Origin of the sequence: Streptomyces sp. NPDC053431 (genome assembly GCF_044544925.1) — a bacterium.
Classification (GTDB): domain Bacteria; phylum Actinomycetota; class Actinomycetes; order Streptomycetales; family Streptomycetaceae; genus Streptomyces.
The window spans coordinates 676,240-690,943 of record NZ_JBITXX010000002.1 but is presented as its reverse complement, the minus strand read 5'-3'; the positions used below and the strand labels follow the sequence as shown (position 1 = coordinate 690,943).

General features: G+C 70.4%; 11 protein-coding genes and 2 pseudogenes. 7 read left to right on the top strand and 6 right to left on the bottom strand.

Annotated features, from left to right (window positions below):
- The first annotated feature begins 142 nt into the window (after positions 1 to 142).
- Positions 143 to 553 (top strand): CBS domain-containing protein, encoded by a 411-nt coding sequence (locus tag ACIGXE_RS09185; protein ID WP_399745070.1) that lies wholly within the window; start codon positions 143 to 145, stop codon positions 551 to 553.
- Positions 554 to 788: 235 nt separating this feature from the next.
- Here the strand turns inward: ACIGXE_RS09185 and ACIGXE_RS09180 are convergent, their stop codons facing one another.
- Positions 789 to 3,188, bottom strand: a complete 2,400-nt coding sequence (locus ACIGXE_RS09180) for a phosphoketolase (protein ID WP_399745068.1) — start codon at positions 3,186 to 3,188, stop codon at positions 789 to 791.
- 455 nt (positions 3,189 to 3,643) lie between these two features.
- Here ACIGXE_RS09180 and ACIGXE_RS09175 point away from each other — a divergent pair, with 455 nt between their 5' ends.
- The 4 genes and pseudogenes from ACIGXE_RS09175 to ACIGXE_RS09160 all read left to right on the top strand — a co-directional run bounded on the left by ACIGXE_RS09175 (position 3,644) and on the right by ACIGXE_RS09160 (position 6,074).
- On the top strand, positions 3,644 to 4,435 hold the full coding sequence (locus tag ACIGXE_RS09175; protein WP_399745066.1) for a sigma 54 modulation/S30EA ribosomal C-terminal domain-containing protein: 792 nt from the start codon (positions 3,644 to 3,646) through the stop codon (positions 4,433 to 4,435).
- A gap of 182 nt (positions 4,436 to 4,617) precedes the next feature.
- A pseudogene (locus tag ACIGXE_RS09170) lies at positions 4,618 to 4,995 on the top strand (universal stress protein); the annotation flags it as partial.
- 127 nt (positions 4,996 to 5,122) lie between these two features.
- Positions 5,123 to 5,545: a universal stress protein gene (locus ACIGXE_RS09165; protein WP_399745064.1), complete on the top strand. Its 423-nt coding sequence runs from the start codon at positions 5,123 to 5,125 to the stop codon at positions 5,543 to 5,545.
- Positions 5,546 to 5,894: 349 nt separating this feature from the next.
- A complete protein-coding gene (locus tag ACIGXE_RS09160) occupies positions 5,895 to 6,074 on the top strand; it encodes a hypothetical protein (RefSeq protein ID WP_399745062.1) in 180 nt (59 codons plus the stop codon).
- Between the two features lie 598 nt (positions 6,075 to 6,672).
- Here the strand turns inward: ACIGXE_RS09160 and ACIGXE_RS09155 are convergent.
- On the bottom strand, positions 6,673 to 8,175 hold the full coding sequence (locus ACIGXE_RS09155) for an alpha/beta hydrolase family protein (RefSeq protein WP_399745060.1): 1,503 nt from the start codon (positions 8,173 to 8,175) through the stop codon (positions 6,673 to 6,675).
- Positions 8,176 to 9,426: 1,251 nt separating this feature from the next.
- Between ACIGXE_RS09155 and ACIGXE_RS09150 the strand changes: the two genes are divergently transcribed.
- Complete coding sequence (locus ACIGXE_RS09150) at positions 9,427 to 10,377, top strand: hypothetical protein (protein ID WP_399745058.1); 951 nt, start codon at positions 9,427 to 9,429, stop codon at positions 10,375 to 10,377.
- 202 nt (positions 10,378 to 10,579) lie between these two features.
- Here the strand turns inward: ACIGXE_RS09150 and ACIGXE_RS09145 are convergent, their stop codons facing one another.
- Positions 10,580 to 11,413: a hypothetical protein gene (locus ACIGXE_RS09145; RefSeq protein ID WP_399745056.1), complete on the bottom strand. Its 834-nt coding sequence runs from the start codon at positions 11,411 to 11,413 to the stop codon at positions 10,580 to 10,582.
- A 211-nt stretch (positions 11,414 to 11,624) separates the two neighbouring features.
- Here ACIGXE_RS09145 and ACIGXE_RS09140 point away from each other — a divergent pair, with 211 nt between their 5' ends.
- Complete coding sequence (locus ACIGXE_RS09140; RefSeq protein ID WP_399745054.1) at positions 11,625 to 12,134, top strand: hypothetical protein; 510 nt, start codon at positions 11,625 to 11,627, stop codon at positions 12,132 to 12,134.
- A 258-nt stretch (positions 12,135 to 12,392) separates the two neighbouring features.
- Here the strand turns inward: ACIGXE_RS09140 and ACIGXE_RS09135 are convergent, their stop codons facing one another.
- The 3 genes and pseudogenes from ACIGXE_RS09135 to ACIGXE_RS09125 form a co-directional block, all read right to left on the bottom strand.
- Positions 12,393 to 13,343, bottom strand: a complete 951-nt coding sequence (locus ACIGXE_RS09135) for a LysR family transcriptional regulator (RefSeq protein ID WP_399745052.1) — start codon at positions 13,341 to 13,343, stop codon at positions 12,393 to 12,395.
- 198 nt (positions 13,344 to 13,541) lie between these two features.
- Positions 13,542 to 14,174, bottom strand: a complete 633-nt coding sequence (locus ACIGXE_RS09130; RefSeq protein WP_399745050.1) for a class F sortase — start codon at positions 14,172 to 14,174, stop codon at positions 13,542 to 13,544.
- A gap of 217 nt (positions 14,175 to 14,391) precedes the next feature.
- A pseudogene (locus ACIGXE_RS09125) lies at positions 14,392 to 14,704 on the bottom strand (hypothetical protein); the annotation flags it as partial.

Below are 14,704 nucleotides of genomic sequence, written 5' to 3'. Positions count from 1 at the left end.
AGGGGGGGGGGGGGGGGGGCGGGGGGGGGGGGGGGGGGGGGGGGGGGGGGGGGGGGCGGGCCGCCCGGGGGGGGGGGGGGGGGGGGGGGGGGGGGGGGGCCCCCCCCCCCCCCCAGGACCGGCCCTGACGGCCGGCGAGCTGATGACCAGTCCCGCGGTCACCGTCCATCCCGAACAGCGCGTGGTCGACGCGGCGCGCATCATGGAACGCCGCCACATCGACCGGCTGCCCGTGGTGGACGAGGAGGACCGTCTCATCGGCATCACCACACGCCGCGACCTCCTGCGCGTCTTCCTGCGTACCGACGAGGAGATCCGCCAAGCCGTGGCCGAGGTCGTGTACGCCCACGGTCCCGCACAGGACGCCGGCAGGCTCCACATCGATGTGCGGGACGGGATCGTCACCATCGCGGGCGTCGCCGGACCGGAGATCAACACCACGGCTGTGGTGCGGGCCGCCTGGCGGGTCGACGGCGTCGTCGGCGTGGTCAACCGGCTGACCGACGACAGGCGAGACGACTCGCCTGCGGCGTGCACGCCCCCTTCTCCTTGAAGATGCCCAGGAGACGGACGGAGGGGTAAGGGGCCGTTTGCTGCGCAGCCGGTCGAGCGGCGCTGACACGCGTACCGCGCCCGCCGTTCGGGTGCGCGGCATCCGGCGGCGGGTCTGCCGGCTGTACGCGGGCAGGCGGCGACGGCTCCGTCCGTGCCGCGGGGCGGTGAAGCCGCGCCGCGGCGCTGCGGCGGCCTGTCGAGACATTCGGCGTGGCACGATGCGGACGGTGGGATCAGGCCGACTGCCGTCCGTTGTTCCAGCTCCAGTCGGTGACTTCGGGCAGGTCTGTGCCGTGTTCGCGGATGAAGGCGTGGTGGCGGGTGCGGGCGTCGGCCATGGTCTGGCGCACGCCCGCGGCTCGTACGGCAAGGCCGGGCACGCGGTCGATCACGTCCATGACGAGGCGGTAGCGGTCGAGGTCGTTGCGTACGACCATGTCGAAGGGGGTCGTGGTGGTGCCCACCTCCTTGTAGCCGCGTACGTGCAGGTTCGGGTGGCCGGCGCGGCGGTAGGCGAGACGGTGCACGAGCCAGGGGTAGCCGTGGTAAGCGAAGATCACCGGCTTGTCGCGGGTGAACAAGGCGTCGTATTCCGGGTCGGTCATGCCGTGCGGGTGTTCCTCGTGGGGCATGAGCCGGGTCATGTCGACGACGTTCACCACGCGTACGGCGAGCTGAGGGAGATGGTGCCGCAGGAGGCCGGCCGCCGCGAGGACCTCCTGGGTGGGGACGTCGCCGGCGCAGGCCAGGACGACGTCCGGTTCGCGGGTCCCGTCCTCGGTACCTGCCCATTCCCACACTCCGGCTCCGCGGGCGCAGTGGGCGCGGGCGTCGTCGAGGGAGAGCCAGTCGAAGCAGGGCTGTTTGCCGGCGACGATCACGTTCACCTGGTCGCGGCTGCGCAGCGCGTGGTCGGCGACGGTCAGCAGGGTGTTGGCGTCCGGCGGCAGGTAGACGCGGACGACCTCGGGGCTCTTGTTGAGGACGTGGTCGACGAATCCGGGGTCCTGATGGGAGAAGCCGTTGTGGTCCTGGCGCCACACGTGGGACGTGAGCAGGTAGTTGAGTGAGGCGACCGGTGCGCGCCAGTGCAGGGCGCGGGAGGTCTTGAGCCACTGGATGTGCTGGTTGACCATGGAGTCGACGATGTGGACGAAGGCTTCGTAGCAGGAGAACAGCCCGTGCCGGCCGGTCAGCAGGTAGCCCTCCAGCCAGCCCTGGCAGGTGTGCTCGGAGAGGATCTCCATGACCCGGCCGTGCCGGTCGAGGTGCTCGTCGGTGGCCAGGAGCGATTCCTGCCAGGCCTTGGCGCTCGCTTCGTACACGGCCTGGAGACGGTTGGAGGCGGTCTCGTCGGGGCCGACGAGGCGGAAGTCGCGGCGCTCGCCGGTGGCGGCCATGACGTTCTCCAGCAGTTCTCCGAGCACCCCGGTCGGCTCGTGGCGGGTCTCGCCGGGCTTGTCCACGGGGACCGCGAAGCGTTCGAGCCGAGGCAGGGGCAGGTCCCGCAGGAGCAGGCCGCCGTTGGCGTGGCGGGTCGCACCGAGCCTCCGTACGCCCTCCGGAACGCATTCCAGCACCTGGGGGCTCGGCCGGCCGGTCTCGTCGAAGAGCTCCTCGGGACGGTACGAGCGCAGCCACGCTTCCAGTTGGGCCCGATGGCGGTCGTCGTCGCGGACGCCCGCCAGGGGCACCTGGTGGGCACGCCAGGTGCCCTCGACGGGGACGCCGTCGACCGTGGCGGGTCCGGTCCAGCCCTTCGGCGTGCGCAGGACGATCACCGGCCAGCTCGGCCGTCCGACGAGGGCGCCGGTCCGGGCTTGCTGCTGGATGTGCCGGATGTGGTCGAGGGCCGTGTCCATCGCGGCGGCCATGGCCTGGTGGACCTGGTGGGGGTCGTCTCCGGTGACGTGCAGGGGGTCATGGCCGTAGCCGCGCAGCAACTGGTCGAGTTCCGCTTCCGGCAGCCGTGCGAGCACGGTGGGGTTCGCGATCTTGTAGCCGTTGAGGTGGAGGATGGGCAGGACCGCGCCGTCGTGGACGGGGTCGAGGAACTTGTTGGAGTGCCAGGAGGCGGCGAGCGGTCCCGTCTCCGCCTCGCCGTCTCCGATGACGCACGCCACCAGCAGGTCCGGGTTGTCCAGGGCGGCGCCGTAGGCGTGCGACAGGGAGTAGCCCAGTTCACCGCCCTCGTGGATCGAGCCGGGTGTCTCGGGCGCCACATGGCTCGGCACACCGCCGGGGAAGGAGAACTGCCGGAACAGCCGGGCCATGCCGTCCTCGTCACGGCTCACATCGGGGTAGATCTCGCTGTAGCTGCCTTCCAGCCAGGAGTTGGCGAGGACGGCCGGCCCGCCGTGTCCGGGCCCCCAGACGCACAGCGCGTCGATGCCGTACCGCTTGACGACGCGGTTGAGGTGGGTGTGCACGAGGTTGAGGCCCGGGGAGGTACCCCAGTGCCCGAGCAGCCGCGGCTTGATGTGCGCAGGTTCCAGCGGCTTCCTCAGCAACGGGTTGTCCGTCAGGTAGATCTGGCCGGCCGACAGGTAGTTGGCGGCCCTCCAGTGCGCGTCGAGCGCACCGAGCTCCTCGTCGGTCAGCGGTACGCCTTCAGAGCGCTCGTCCTCGCGCATGCTTCCTCCGTCATGTGTGGTCGCGGGCGGCAAGCGGGGCGCCGGGCCGACGTGGCCGAAGCGTGCGCCGTCCCGCGTCGCGGGAACGCGAACCCCCTCAGGACCGCCCGAGGGCACGCGCCGCTCGCGATTCCACGGATCCCGTACCCCATGGCCGTGAACACACCCGCCGCCCAAGACGCTGACACAGCAAGAGCGTCGTCGTAAGGGCCGGATGGGTCCCTTCAGCAGCTCCCTTGCGCTGTCCCGGCCGGCCGGGACCACGTGCCCGTCCTGAAGTCGACCCCAGCTCCATTCCTGGCCTGGCCCTGGACCGAACGGCCCTTCGCGGATGCCCGGACGTCCCGAATGGACGGGCGGTGAGGGGGACCGGTCGCCCCGCGTCGGCGGCCCCGTCGGCTCTGCCGGGAACAGTCGGCGCCGGACAGGCTGAGAGGGATCAAGGAGGAGTTCCCATGAGCCGTCTCAAGACCAGCCCGGCAGTCGACGTCCGGGTCCGCAGCCGAGGACAGGTGCCCCAAGGCGCGGCCACCTACGCGCGGGAGAAGATGCTCGCGACCCTCGACCACGAGAGCGAGCCGGTGCTGGCCGCCCAGGTCAAGCTCACCCAGGCGGTCCATTGCTCGGCGGCTCGCCCCGCCACGGCCCAGGCCGTGGTCGATGTGAGCGGCCGGCCGGTACGTGCCCACGTGGCCGCGAGCACCATGTTCGAAGCGGTCGACCTTCTCCAGGAGCGGCTGACCGTGCGGCTGGCCCGGGCACGGCGGTACGGGCCGCGCGGGCTCTCCGGCACCGTCCAGGAGGTGGGGTGGGACAGCGCGAGCCACGAGCACCGTCCGCACCGTCAGCACCTACCGGCCGAGGAGCGCCGCATCGAGCGGTACAAGTCGTTCAGCCAGACCCGGCAGACGCCCGAGGACGCCGTGATCGACCTGGAGGCCATGGACTACGACTTCTGGGTCTTCACGGACCTGACCTCCGGGTACGACAGCGTGGTCTACCGCGACGTCCGCACCGGCCGCCACCGCCTGGCATCGCTGGGGCCCGTGGGCCAGGAGCGTGAGGCCGAGGGGCGGCTGAGCGTGAGCACGGTCCCCGTGCCTGTGAGCACGGTGCCCGAGGCCGTTCAGCGGCTGAACCTCACCGGACTGCCGTGGGTCTTCTTCGCCGACACGGCCACCGGTCGGGGCAGCGTGCTCTACCACCGCTACGACGGCCATTACGGGCTGATCACCCTGGCCCGGTAGAGCTCTCACCCTCTGGCCGGAAGCACCTCGCTTCCGCCCCGCCCTGGCTTCCCACTGCCGGCCGCCGTGAGCAGCCGGCCTGTTCGCCGCAGACAGGTGCGGCGCCCTGGCGGAGGGGCCCGACCTTCGCCTGATCCGCGGCCACTTCTCCGACGGAAACGTCCCCTTAGACGGAGGATTCCATGTCACGAGGTACCGTCATCGCCGCTGTGGACGGCTCGGTCGAGTCGCAGGCTGCCGCACAGTGGGCTGCCCGAGAGGCGCTGCTGCGGGGTCTGCCTCTGCACATCGTCCACGCCTGGCAGGACTGGTCGCCGAGTTTCACCCACGCCCCGTTCACGGGTGCGGACACCGCACCCGGCGAAACGACCGTCACCCGGCATGGGGCCGAGCGTGTCCCACGTGAGGTGGCCGAGCGGGTGCAAGAAGGTCATCCCGGTCTGCGCGTCAGCGTCGAGCAGGTCTTCGGCCGTCCCGTCGAGGTGCTGCTCGCCGCGGCGAACAAGGCGGAGGTTCTGGTTCTGGGTTCGCGAGGGCTGGGCGCCCTGGGTGGCCTTCTGGCCGGATCGGTGTCACTGCCCGTCATCGCGCACGCCGAGTGCCCGGTCGTCGTCGTGCGGGCCGGCGAGCGGGCCGAGGACGAGAAGCAGCACGGGGACGGCCCGAGCGACCGGGCGCGCTACCTCGATGTGGTGCTGGGGGCTCGACCTCACCCGGCCGTGCGACGAGCTGATCGCGTTCGCCTTCTCCTCCGCCGCCGCACGCGGGGCCGCCCTGAGGGTCGTCCACGGGTGGGACGTACCGATGGTCTTCGGACACGACCCCGAAGCCGTCGATCCCGGACACGGCATCGCGATGGGACTGCGTGAAGCAAGCGTGCTCACCGACGTGCTGCGGCCGTGGCGGGGCAAGTTCCCGGAGGTCGACGTCAAGGAGGAGTGTGTGGTGGGCGGGGCGGCTGACCACCTCGTGGACGCCTCGAAGGACGCCTCACTGCTGGTTGTAGGACGGCGTGTACGCCGCTCGGCGAGCGGCCCGCGCATCGGCCCTGTCACGCACGCGGTGCTGCACCATGCTGCGGTGCCTGTGGCGGTGGTGCAGCACCTCTGACGGTCGCTCGCGGTCGGCATGACCTCGCTGGAGTCTGCCGGGGCCCGGATGGGAGGTGACACCGGGCGGCGGGCGACAACGGACCTCACGAATGCTCGGCGAGGACCGGCTGCGCCGCCCGGCTGCATTGTCCGCAGTCAGACCGCGGCGGCCGCCGCCCAGCGCAAGCGAGCGGACTACGAGACTACTTCGGCGTACGCGCGATGGAGGCGGTTCACGGCTCGGTCGCGACGGGCTGAAACGCGCCCTTGTGGCCGAACCGAACCGTGCCCCACCGTCAAGAAAGACGACTTCGTCGACCACGAGGGGCGGCACGTTGGCGATATCGCCCCAGCAGGGAAGGAAGCAGATGAGCGACTCGCGGAGGGATCAGAAGGAAGAAGAAAGGCGCCGACGGGAGGAAGCCAACCGGCGCCGGCAGGACTGGGAGTTCCAGCAGGAGCAGGACCGTCAGCGCAGGGATCGAGAAGCAGCGGCTGCGGCCCAGGCGGCAGCGGATGCCCAGGCTCAGCAGCAGTACTGGAGCTGACACGGAGCCCTGCCGATTGAGGCGCGTGGCCGAAACCAAGAACCCCCGCCCCTGACCGGCCGGGGGTTCGCTGTGCGCTGTCGCTGACGTCACCGTCCGGACCCGCCCCGCGCGACTGCCTGCCTGTGGAGGAAATGCGGGCGCGTCGGCTGCCTGGCGGAGGTAAGAACAAAGGCCGGCGGATGGCGGCCGCTGTCGGCGGTGAGAGGGATCTTCCCGGTCAGTCCGCCGCGGGACCGCCCGAGGGCGTGGTCGTCCGGCTCGCCGGCCGGGGCCCTTTGGACGGACCCCTGCGACGTGCTGCTGCTGGGCGCGGACGACGGTGGAATGAACGCGATTGCGTCGATCACCTGCCGGTGATCGCGCCACCGACCACCCCGCTTCGGCGTCCGGTCCGGCAGCAGCAACGGCTCGGTCCTCGACCACTGGGCGGCGTCAACGACACACATCAACCACGATCAGATGATCCGAAGGAAAAGGCCTGGTTCCATACGAAGGAGCAGATCAAACGACGGTCACATGATCGGCCGGACAGCTCCGGGGCTCGGGGAAGTGCGAGGCCGACCCCGCGGGTGGCCGGACACGCGCGTAAGGCCGATCACGGGGTTGGCGTCGCAGTTCCCCGAGCCCCTGATGATGAGACCGTGCCGTAGGCCCTGAGGGTGTCGGCCGGGTCGCCGGGGCGGCCTCGCAGGGTGGCGTCCAGAAAGGCGAGGGTGGCCGCGGCGACGACGCGCGGGCTCTCGGTGCGGCCCAGGGTGCCGACGATCGAGGGCACCGGCGGCAGGTAGAGCGGGCCGTCCATGAAGGTGAGGTGCCCGGCGCCGGGGACGGTGAGCCGGTAGCTCGTCGCGGTGCTGTGCTCGAGGGCCTCGGTGAGCCGGGGCACATAGCGTGGGTCGGTGCCGGCGGTGATCTCCTGGGTGAGCGCGAGCGCAGGCTGCTCGAGGGCGGGCGTGGTGGGGCCGTGGGGGTAGCCGTCCAGGTCGACGACGGCGTCGAACCGGCGGTCCTGCCGGGCCGCCTGCAGGGCGGCGGCTCCGCCCAGGGAGTGGCCGGCCGCCGCGGCGCGGCCGGTGTCCAGGCGTCCGGTCAGCGGGTCGGCGGTCTCACCGCGGTCCAGTCGCTCCAACTGGGTGAGGACGAAGCCGAGGTCGTCGGCCCGGACGGCGGTCCAGCCTGCGGCCAGCTCCTCGTCCCTGTCACGGTCCCCGGAGGAGGTGGTGGTGCCGCGGATCGTGCGGCCGTCGGCGAGGACGACGACGGTGGAGTCGTACGGGTGGTCGAGGGCGGCGACCACGTAGCCATGGCTGGCGAGTTCCTCCGCCCACGCGGTGTTCTGGGTCCGCACGCCGCCCGACCCCGGGGAGAAGAGGACGACAGGGAATCGCTCTCCCCCGCCGGCCACCGGGGCGTCGACGACCGCGCGGCTGTGGGCCCTTGGGACGCCGTCGACCAGGAAACCGGGCAGGCCGACGCCGTCGGCGAGGGCCTCGGAGACGGTCCGCGCCTCGTCCTCCGTGCGTCCCAGGTACTGGGCCCGAGGGATGCCCGCGGGGCTCTTCTGCGCCGGGTACCAGAGCTGGACCACGACCGTGCGCCGGTCATCCGGATCGGTGGTGAAGCTCTCGGGGCGGAGCGGGTCGGTCCATTGCACCACCCGAGTGCCGACCGCGAAGTCGCCCGTCGGCTCGGGGAAGACGGGCACGGGGAAGGCCCAGGCGGCCACCGGGCCGGTGGCGATCAGGCCGGCGCAGGCCAGCGATCCTGGCAGGGCCAGCCACCAGCGGGCCCGCCGCGCCGGCCGGCCGGTACGGCGCCGCAGCAGGGGCGGGAGGGCGAACGCCGAGGCGACGGCGGCGCCGGCCAGGACCGGCAGCATCTGCCAGCGGATCCCCACGATGCCCAGCAGGATCGCCGACGGCACGAGGACCGCCCCGGCCGCGAAGGTGCCGGGGCGGCGGGCGGCCGCGGGGAGCCAGCGCACCACCAGCAGCGCGACGGCGCCCAGCAGGACGAGGACTTCCGGAGGGGACAGGAACAGCCCTGGGATGGTTTCGGTCACCCGGTCATGCTCGGCGCCGGGCCCCCGCCGCCACATCGGCCCCAGGTCGACGCCGACTGCGACCGGGGTAGCAACCGGGGTGGGGCCACGGTGCGACCGAAGTCGCAACCGTGCACCCCAAACCGGCCGCCGGCCTACGACCGCGGGAGGTGGCGGACTCCTCCTGCGGTCGTACCCCTGGCTCGTGTGCTGCGACGTCGGGCTCACGTTCGGCCCGGACCTGCGGCCTGGGCTGCGGCTGTACGCGGTGGCGGCCCCGCCGGGCCGCCACGACGATAGGCCACCTCTCATAAGCCGGTGATGTTGTTCAGCCCTGACAGTTCGTCACGATCTTCTGGACTTGATCAGCCACGGTGCGAGGCGTGCGTGTCCGATATCTCGTAGCCGCATGGAATCCGTTTCTGCTCACCGCCTGAGCGCACGGGGGGGGTGGGGTCCACCGACCCCCTTGGCCCCGGGTCTGTGGTCGTTGCGACACTCGGCCGTCCGGCAGTCGGCCGGCGCGAGGAGGAATGCTGAATTGCCTTATGAGGTATGGCCCCCATGCCTTCGACGCCGCGACCGGCCGTCCAATGACGGGGGCGTCTTGGGTGCCGCTGGCGATGCGCGTTCGGATTCATTTGGCCGGGAAGACACAAGGGGGCTGCGTTCGTTGCAGCCAGCTCTGGGTCGCCAACGACATCTGCGTGTCGCCGATGACCCAGATGGCCTCCTCCTTCCTGGCAGCGGCCGACGCGCAGGGCCGCTCGTCGCCCGAGTCCACGCGCCCGGATGGACGCAAAAGTCGCACGGCCGCACGATCTCGCCCGCCGACTCCCGACAGGCACCTCATCACTCATGACAGCCACACTGCCACCCGACCACCTTGGCCGAAGAGATAGGGGCCCCCACGGGATGCCGGCTCACCGGGTGTCGTCCCGGTATCGGGCCACACCTGGGAAGTTGACGGTGTTATCTCGCGCTCGTCGCCTCTTCAACTGCCCTTCTCACAAGGGCTGGTGGGTGCCGGCGGGGCGGGCGTTCGCATTGCGGGGGTTTGGGCTGAGTGATTCACTGGAACTGGCATATCGCCCATTTGGTTGAACGAGTCCAGTGTGCTGGAGGCGGAGCCTCACCACTGGCCCCCTCGCAGTGAAGGTGTTGCGGCGCGCGTCATGCCACGCCGCGCAAACCCGTGCGGCCATGCGCGCGATGAGTCGCGTTACCGTCCGCCGCCGTGCGTGTGCGTGTCCGACTTCTCTGCGTTGTCTCGAAGTGGAAACCGTCACGAAAGCCAGGGTGAATTCCATGGCTGTCACCTACGAATCAAGCCTCTTGTCGGCTCCCGAGCAGGAGAGAGCACCAGCCATCGAGATCGACTTCAGCGAAGATCTCACCTCGGAGCAGCGCAAGATCGCCCGGCGCTCGGTCGAGCGTATGGCGGCCGCCGGCGTCGAGGCGCGGGAACAGCAACGCGCCGTGGAAGCGGGGTACCAGGAGCTCTCCGACGCCATCAACGCTCCCCTGCGCAAAGCGGTGGAAGCGGACGAGGCGGGGCGCAGGAAGTTCGAGCACCTGCGCGACCACACGCCGCTGAGGTTCGACGAACCTACCCTTTTGGAGGCGGGCGCCGAATACCCGGTCGCGGTCGAAGCGGCCGACATGCATATTCATGACGTCCGCGCGACGCAAGTCTTCAGTCCGCCCTATCACTTCGACTGGCGATGGCACAACACCGGTGGAAGTGCCCCGTACACCTCCTCCACCAACCGCCCCTTGGGGCAGGCGTCGCTGCAAGGCCGGTGCGGCCCGTGGATTCCGGGAGCCGGCGGCAAGTTCGTCGAAGCGCACGCGGGGTTCGGCCTGCTCTTCCGGCCGACCGTCAACGGGCTGCTGAGCGGAGACTCGCTGAGAGTGCTGGGATTCTTCTGGGTCGTGGGAGCTTTCGGTATCGGAAGCAACGCCACCGTCGAAGGCGGTACGGAGTGCACGATCCTGGAGGACGGCAAGCTCAAGGCGGTCAATTCCCACAAGCTGTGGCGCAAGCGTGTCAGCGTCAACGAGTGGGCCGACTTCGTCCAGACCAATCCCGTGACGGACACCTCCATGCGGACCCAGTTCCCGATGCGCGCCGGCCACGAGTACACGTTCAACGTGGGCTTCTGGATCTACGCCGACAACACCGCGGGGGTCGGTACCTCCGGGGCGATCTCCGCGCTCGGCGGGCGTGTTCCCAGCATGGTGGTCACCCAGCCCTAGTGACAGGGCGGCCACCACACCGTGCGGAGGCAGCCGCCTCCGCAAGGGGACACCGCCCTCTCGGCTGCCCCGGCAAGCAGTTGCTCGCCGGGGCAAGCCTTCGGAGACCGTGGTGAAGGTAGTAGTCCCCCTGGCAGCTCATCAGGAACACGGACGCCGGCCTGCGTAAGCACCAATAACGATGCGGGGACATCGGTGTCGTTCAGGTGCTGGTTGGCCGGGCCGAGCGGGGACGGGCTCGCAGGTCGGGCAGCCGGGCACAGTCTTCCGCTGCGGCCAGGCTCTCACTCAGGGTCAGGAGCGAGAGGAGCCGGACCGGCCGGCCCGCTGTGGCCGCGGCCTCCAGCTTGTGGTGACCGTCGAGGAGGAAGTGGGTCAGGCCCCAGTGTCGGTAGTGGTCGACCGGCGTCCCGGCGGCGGGCTCGCACACGTCCAGCGTGGAGATCGCCACCGCCGTGGGCACCGCTCCCCGTCCCATGAGCGCCATGTACTCCTCGACGCGCTCCCTCTCGTTCCACGTGGGCGGAACCATGGGCACGACGAACTCGTAGAGATGGGCGCCCGCGTCGACGGCGGTCTCGAAAGTCCGGTAGTACGGGGTGTGCGGATACTCCGGCAGGCCCCAGAACTGATCGACGCCCCATGTGGTGACCTGCTCGCCGCTGAAGTAGTCGCCTGCCTGGCCGGGGACGATCAACCGGGGTTCCACATCGAGGAGGAGCGGAAGGTACTCGCCCTGCGGCAGCAGCGCACCGAACGCGTCGATCACGCCGCCGTCGTCCGGATCGTCCAGTGCGCCGGTGAGCCGCTCCTGCACGCTCTCCAGGGACAGCTTCTGGGTCGCGGACTCCAACCGGCGGAACAGCAACGGGCACGTCCCGCAATAGAAGCTGAGCTCGAAAGCAGGCTCGTCGTCGACCAGCAGCAAACGGCGCCGCGGGCCGCCGCCGCTCTCATGCTGTTCCGTCCCGAAGCGCAACCGCGCCTCGGGGCCGGGGAGACCGAGGCCACGCGGGTCGCCCGATTTGATCATCATGGGGCCGACAGTACGGGACGCTGCGGATCGGCTCTTGAGGTGGTGGCCGGCCGGAGGGGCAACTGCGACGCGCCGACGGGGAGTGGGCGGGTCGTACGGCCGCGGGCCGGCCGGTTGTCGTACAGGAACTGTCAGTTGCGTGCGGGTGGCGGCGGGGCATGGCCGGTTCGAGCTCTAGGCGGGTCGGTACCGAAGTGGTTCGCTGGTCATCGTGCCGGAACTCTTCGCGTCCGCTCTCGCCGTCGTCGGAACGTTGTTGGGTGCTGCCGTTGCACACCGTTACCAGGAGAAGAGTACGGTCCGGTCGGCAGCCCGTGCCGATCGCGAACAAAACCACCAGCGCCTCCTCGACGCTTGTGCCGACTTCCTCGCCTTGGCGGAGGACTATCGGCGGGCCCAGTACGACCGGTGGACGAGCCAGCAGTCGGGAACCAGCTCCGAGGCCGCCCTGGAGGCCCGGGCCGAGTCCTACCGGCTCTACGTCGAGCTCCGTAGCCGTGTGTTCCGGCTTCGCCTCGTCGCGCATGGCCCGCAGGTGCAGCGTCTCGCCGAACAGGCCGCCGCGATCCAGGTGATGACGCGGGAGATCTTCTTCGCGGCGGACAAGGACGACATGCTCACCCGAGGCGAAGTCGCAGAGCGGGCCTGCGAAGCCTTCGCGGTCCGTGCCGCAGAGGTGCTGGCCGCGCAGGAGAATCCGAGAGGGGTCACGACGGGGTGAAACCTCCGGTCTGATCGGTCCTAGCGGCACGGCGACCATTCCCCCGCGGAGGCGGCCACCCTCTCCGCTTGCGCCTGCACGCTCTCCCTCGGCGGGGCAAGCATCGACGGATGTGGAATCGCCGCTGCCGCCTCATGGCGGCGACGACTGAGCGAGACCGTGGGCCCTCGAGCGCGCGAGGTAGAGCGTGGGGGATCAGCCTCGTCAGGGATTTCGGGGGCTGTGGTCATAGAGGTTTCCTTGGGCTACGTCGTTGGGCTACGTCGCCAGCAGGGAGGCACTGCCCGTCACGCCCACCGCCGTGCGGGCCGCCGCCACGAATGCCGCGATCGCCGGGTGTGCGCCGCCGCCCGCGCGGAAGGCGACTCTCGACCGGCGGAAGAGGGGTAGCCGGGTCAGGACCACGCCCTCGGGGGCGTGTGCGGTGGCCATCTCCGGTACGAATCCGGCTCCTTGTCCGATGGCGGCCAGTGCCAGGACCGTACGGAAGTCGTTGACCTGGTGGCGGATGCGCGGCTGGAAACCGGCCGCCTGGCAGGCGCGTACGGCCATGGCGTGGCCGGTCGTGCCCTCCCGGGCCGTGATCCACGGAGACATGGCCCACGGTCCGAGCAGCTCCGCCAGCGTGTCGCCGCCGGCTGCGGGACCGGACGCCTGAGTTTGAGCGCTTTCGGCGGCGGCGCCCGTGGCCAGATACATCGGCTCGTCCAGCAAGGGCACCTGGTCGACGGTGGTGTCCGGTGACGCGGGCACGAAGTCGTAGTCGTGGACGAGGGCCACGTCGAGTTCGCCGGCGCGCAGGCTGTCGGAGACGCGCGCCGAGTCGATCTCCTGCAGCATCGGTTCCAGTGCGGGATGTCGCAGGGCCAGTTCGGCCAGCGTGGCGGGCACGATCGCGGGACCGCCTGAGGGGAACGTACCGATCCGCAGCGGCCCGCCGATGCCCTCACGTGCCCCGGCCAGCTGGGACACCGCGAGTTCGAGACGTTCGAGGACGGCGTCGGCGTGGGTGACGAGGGTGCGGCCCGCGGGTGTGAGCACCACCCGTCTGCCACTTCGTTCCAGCAGGGGCACGCCCGCCTCGCGCTCGAGCACGCCCAACTGCTGGGAGACCGCCGAGGCCGTGAAGTTCAGCGCCGCGGCGACAGCCGCAATGGTGCCGCGGCGGTCCAGTTCGCGCAGCATGTGGAGACGTCGGACATCGAGCATAAGTTGATCTTACGTATGACCGTGGAACCATGAGCTGGATCTTCGGTGTTCGGGGCGGTCAGCTGGGAGCCTGAGGCCCGACGCAGTCAGAGCTCACCGGGCTGTTCGTCTTCTGGGTCACTTCGCTCACGACGTCCTGCGCCTCGACCGGGACGCCTCGCAGACGGTCCCGGCGGCATTCCGCGCAGCTCGGCGGTGTCAGGCGATCCGGTCCAGGTGCGCGAAGGCGACGAGGTTCTCGGTGTAGTCGCGCGCCTGGCGGTCGTAGGCTCCGGCGCAGGTGATGAGCCGGGCAAGCGCGCTCGGAGTGTCGGCGTAGACACGTTTGTTGGGGAAGTCGTCCTTGTTGAAACTTTCCACGGAGTCGATGAGGAAGACGGCCGTGGTGCCGTCAGCGCGGTCGACCTCGAAGTGGTCACCGGGAGACAGTTCCGTAAGGCGAGCGAAGACGGCGGGGGAAGTGAGGGTGTCGAGGTGGCCCGCGATGATCGCGGTCCCACGCTCGCCGGGTGAGGGCCCGGAGCTTTGCCAGCCGACCAGGTTCGTGTCGTTCGCCGGAGGCGGGTCCAGGGCACCGGAAGGGCCGATCTTCAAACCGATGAACGGCGCATCCACGCCGATCTTGGGAATCCGCAGGCGGATCGGTGCGGAACGCGGCATCGCCGGGTCGCCCGGTGACGTCTTCTCCGGCCCGGTCGAGGCCTTGGGTCGAGCGGGTTGCGGTGCGGCGGCCGGTGCCTGCTGCGTCGTGGGAGGCGCCGAAGGCGAGACCGGCGAGGTCGCATCCGAAGCGAACATCTTCGAGCCGAACGCGTAGAGCAGTACGGCCACCGCCAAAGCCCAGAACACAGCTCGGCCGACCCACCGCCTGGTGCGTCGGGATGATCCCTCGTTCACGGGGTCGGGACGGGTCGTCACCGGAGACACGACCTTTCAGATGCGCGCGGAATACCTCAAGGAGTCAGATGCGGGCCGCCGCCTCCTGTGCGACGGCGGCCCACATCCAGTACGCGTTCGCCAAGCGGCGACGGCAGCCAGTCAGCGTCCGCTAGGCGGCGCCGGCAGCCTTCCTACGGCGGATCAGGACGAACGCGGCCAGGCCACCGGCCAGGACCAGAGCACCGGTCACGTTCGTGCCACTGGCCGCGAGGCCACCGCCACCGGTGTGGACGCCGCCCTTCGGCTTCTCCGACTTGTAGCCGTCCTCCTTCTCCTTGGACCAGTCCTTGTCCTTCTCCTTCGACCAGTCCTTGTCCTTGTCCTTCTCGGCGTCACCCTTCGACCAGTCGTCGCCATTCACCAGGGCGAGCGCACCGGAGCCGGTGTGCATACCGCCGTGCGGCTTGTCCTTGTCCTTCTCC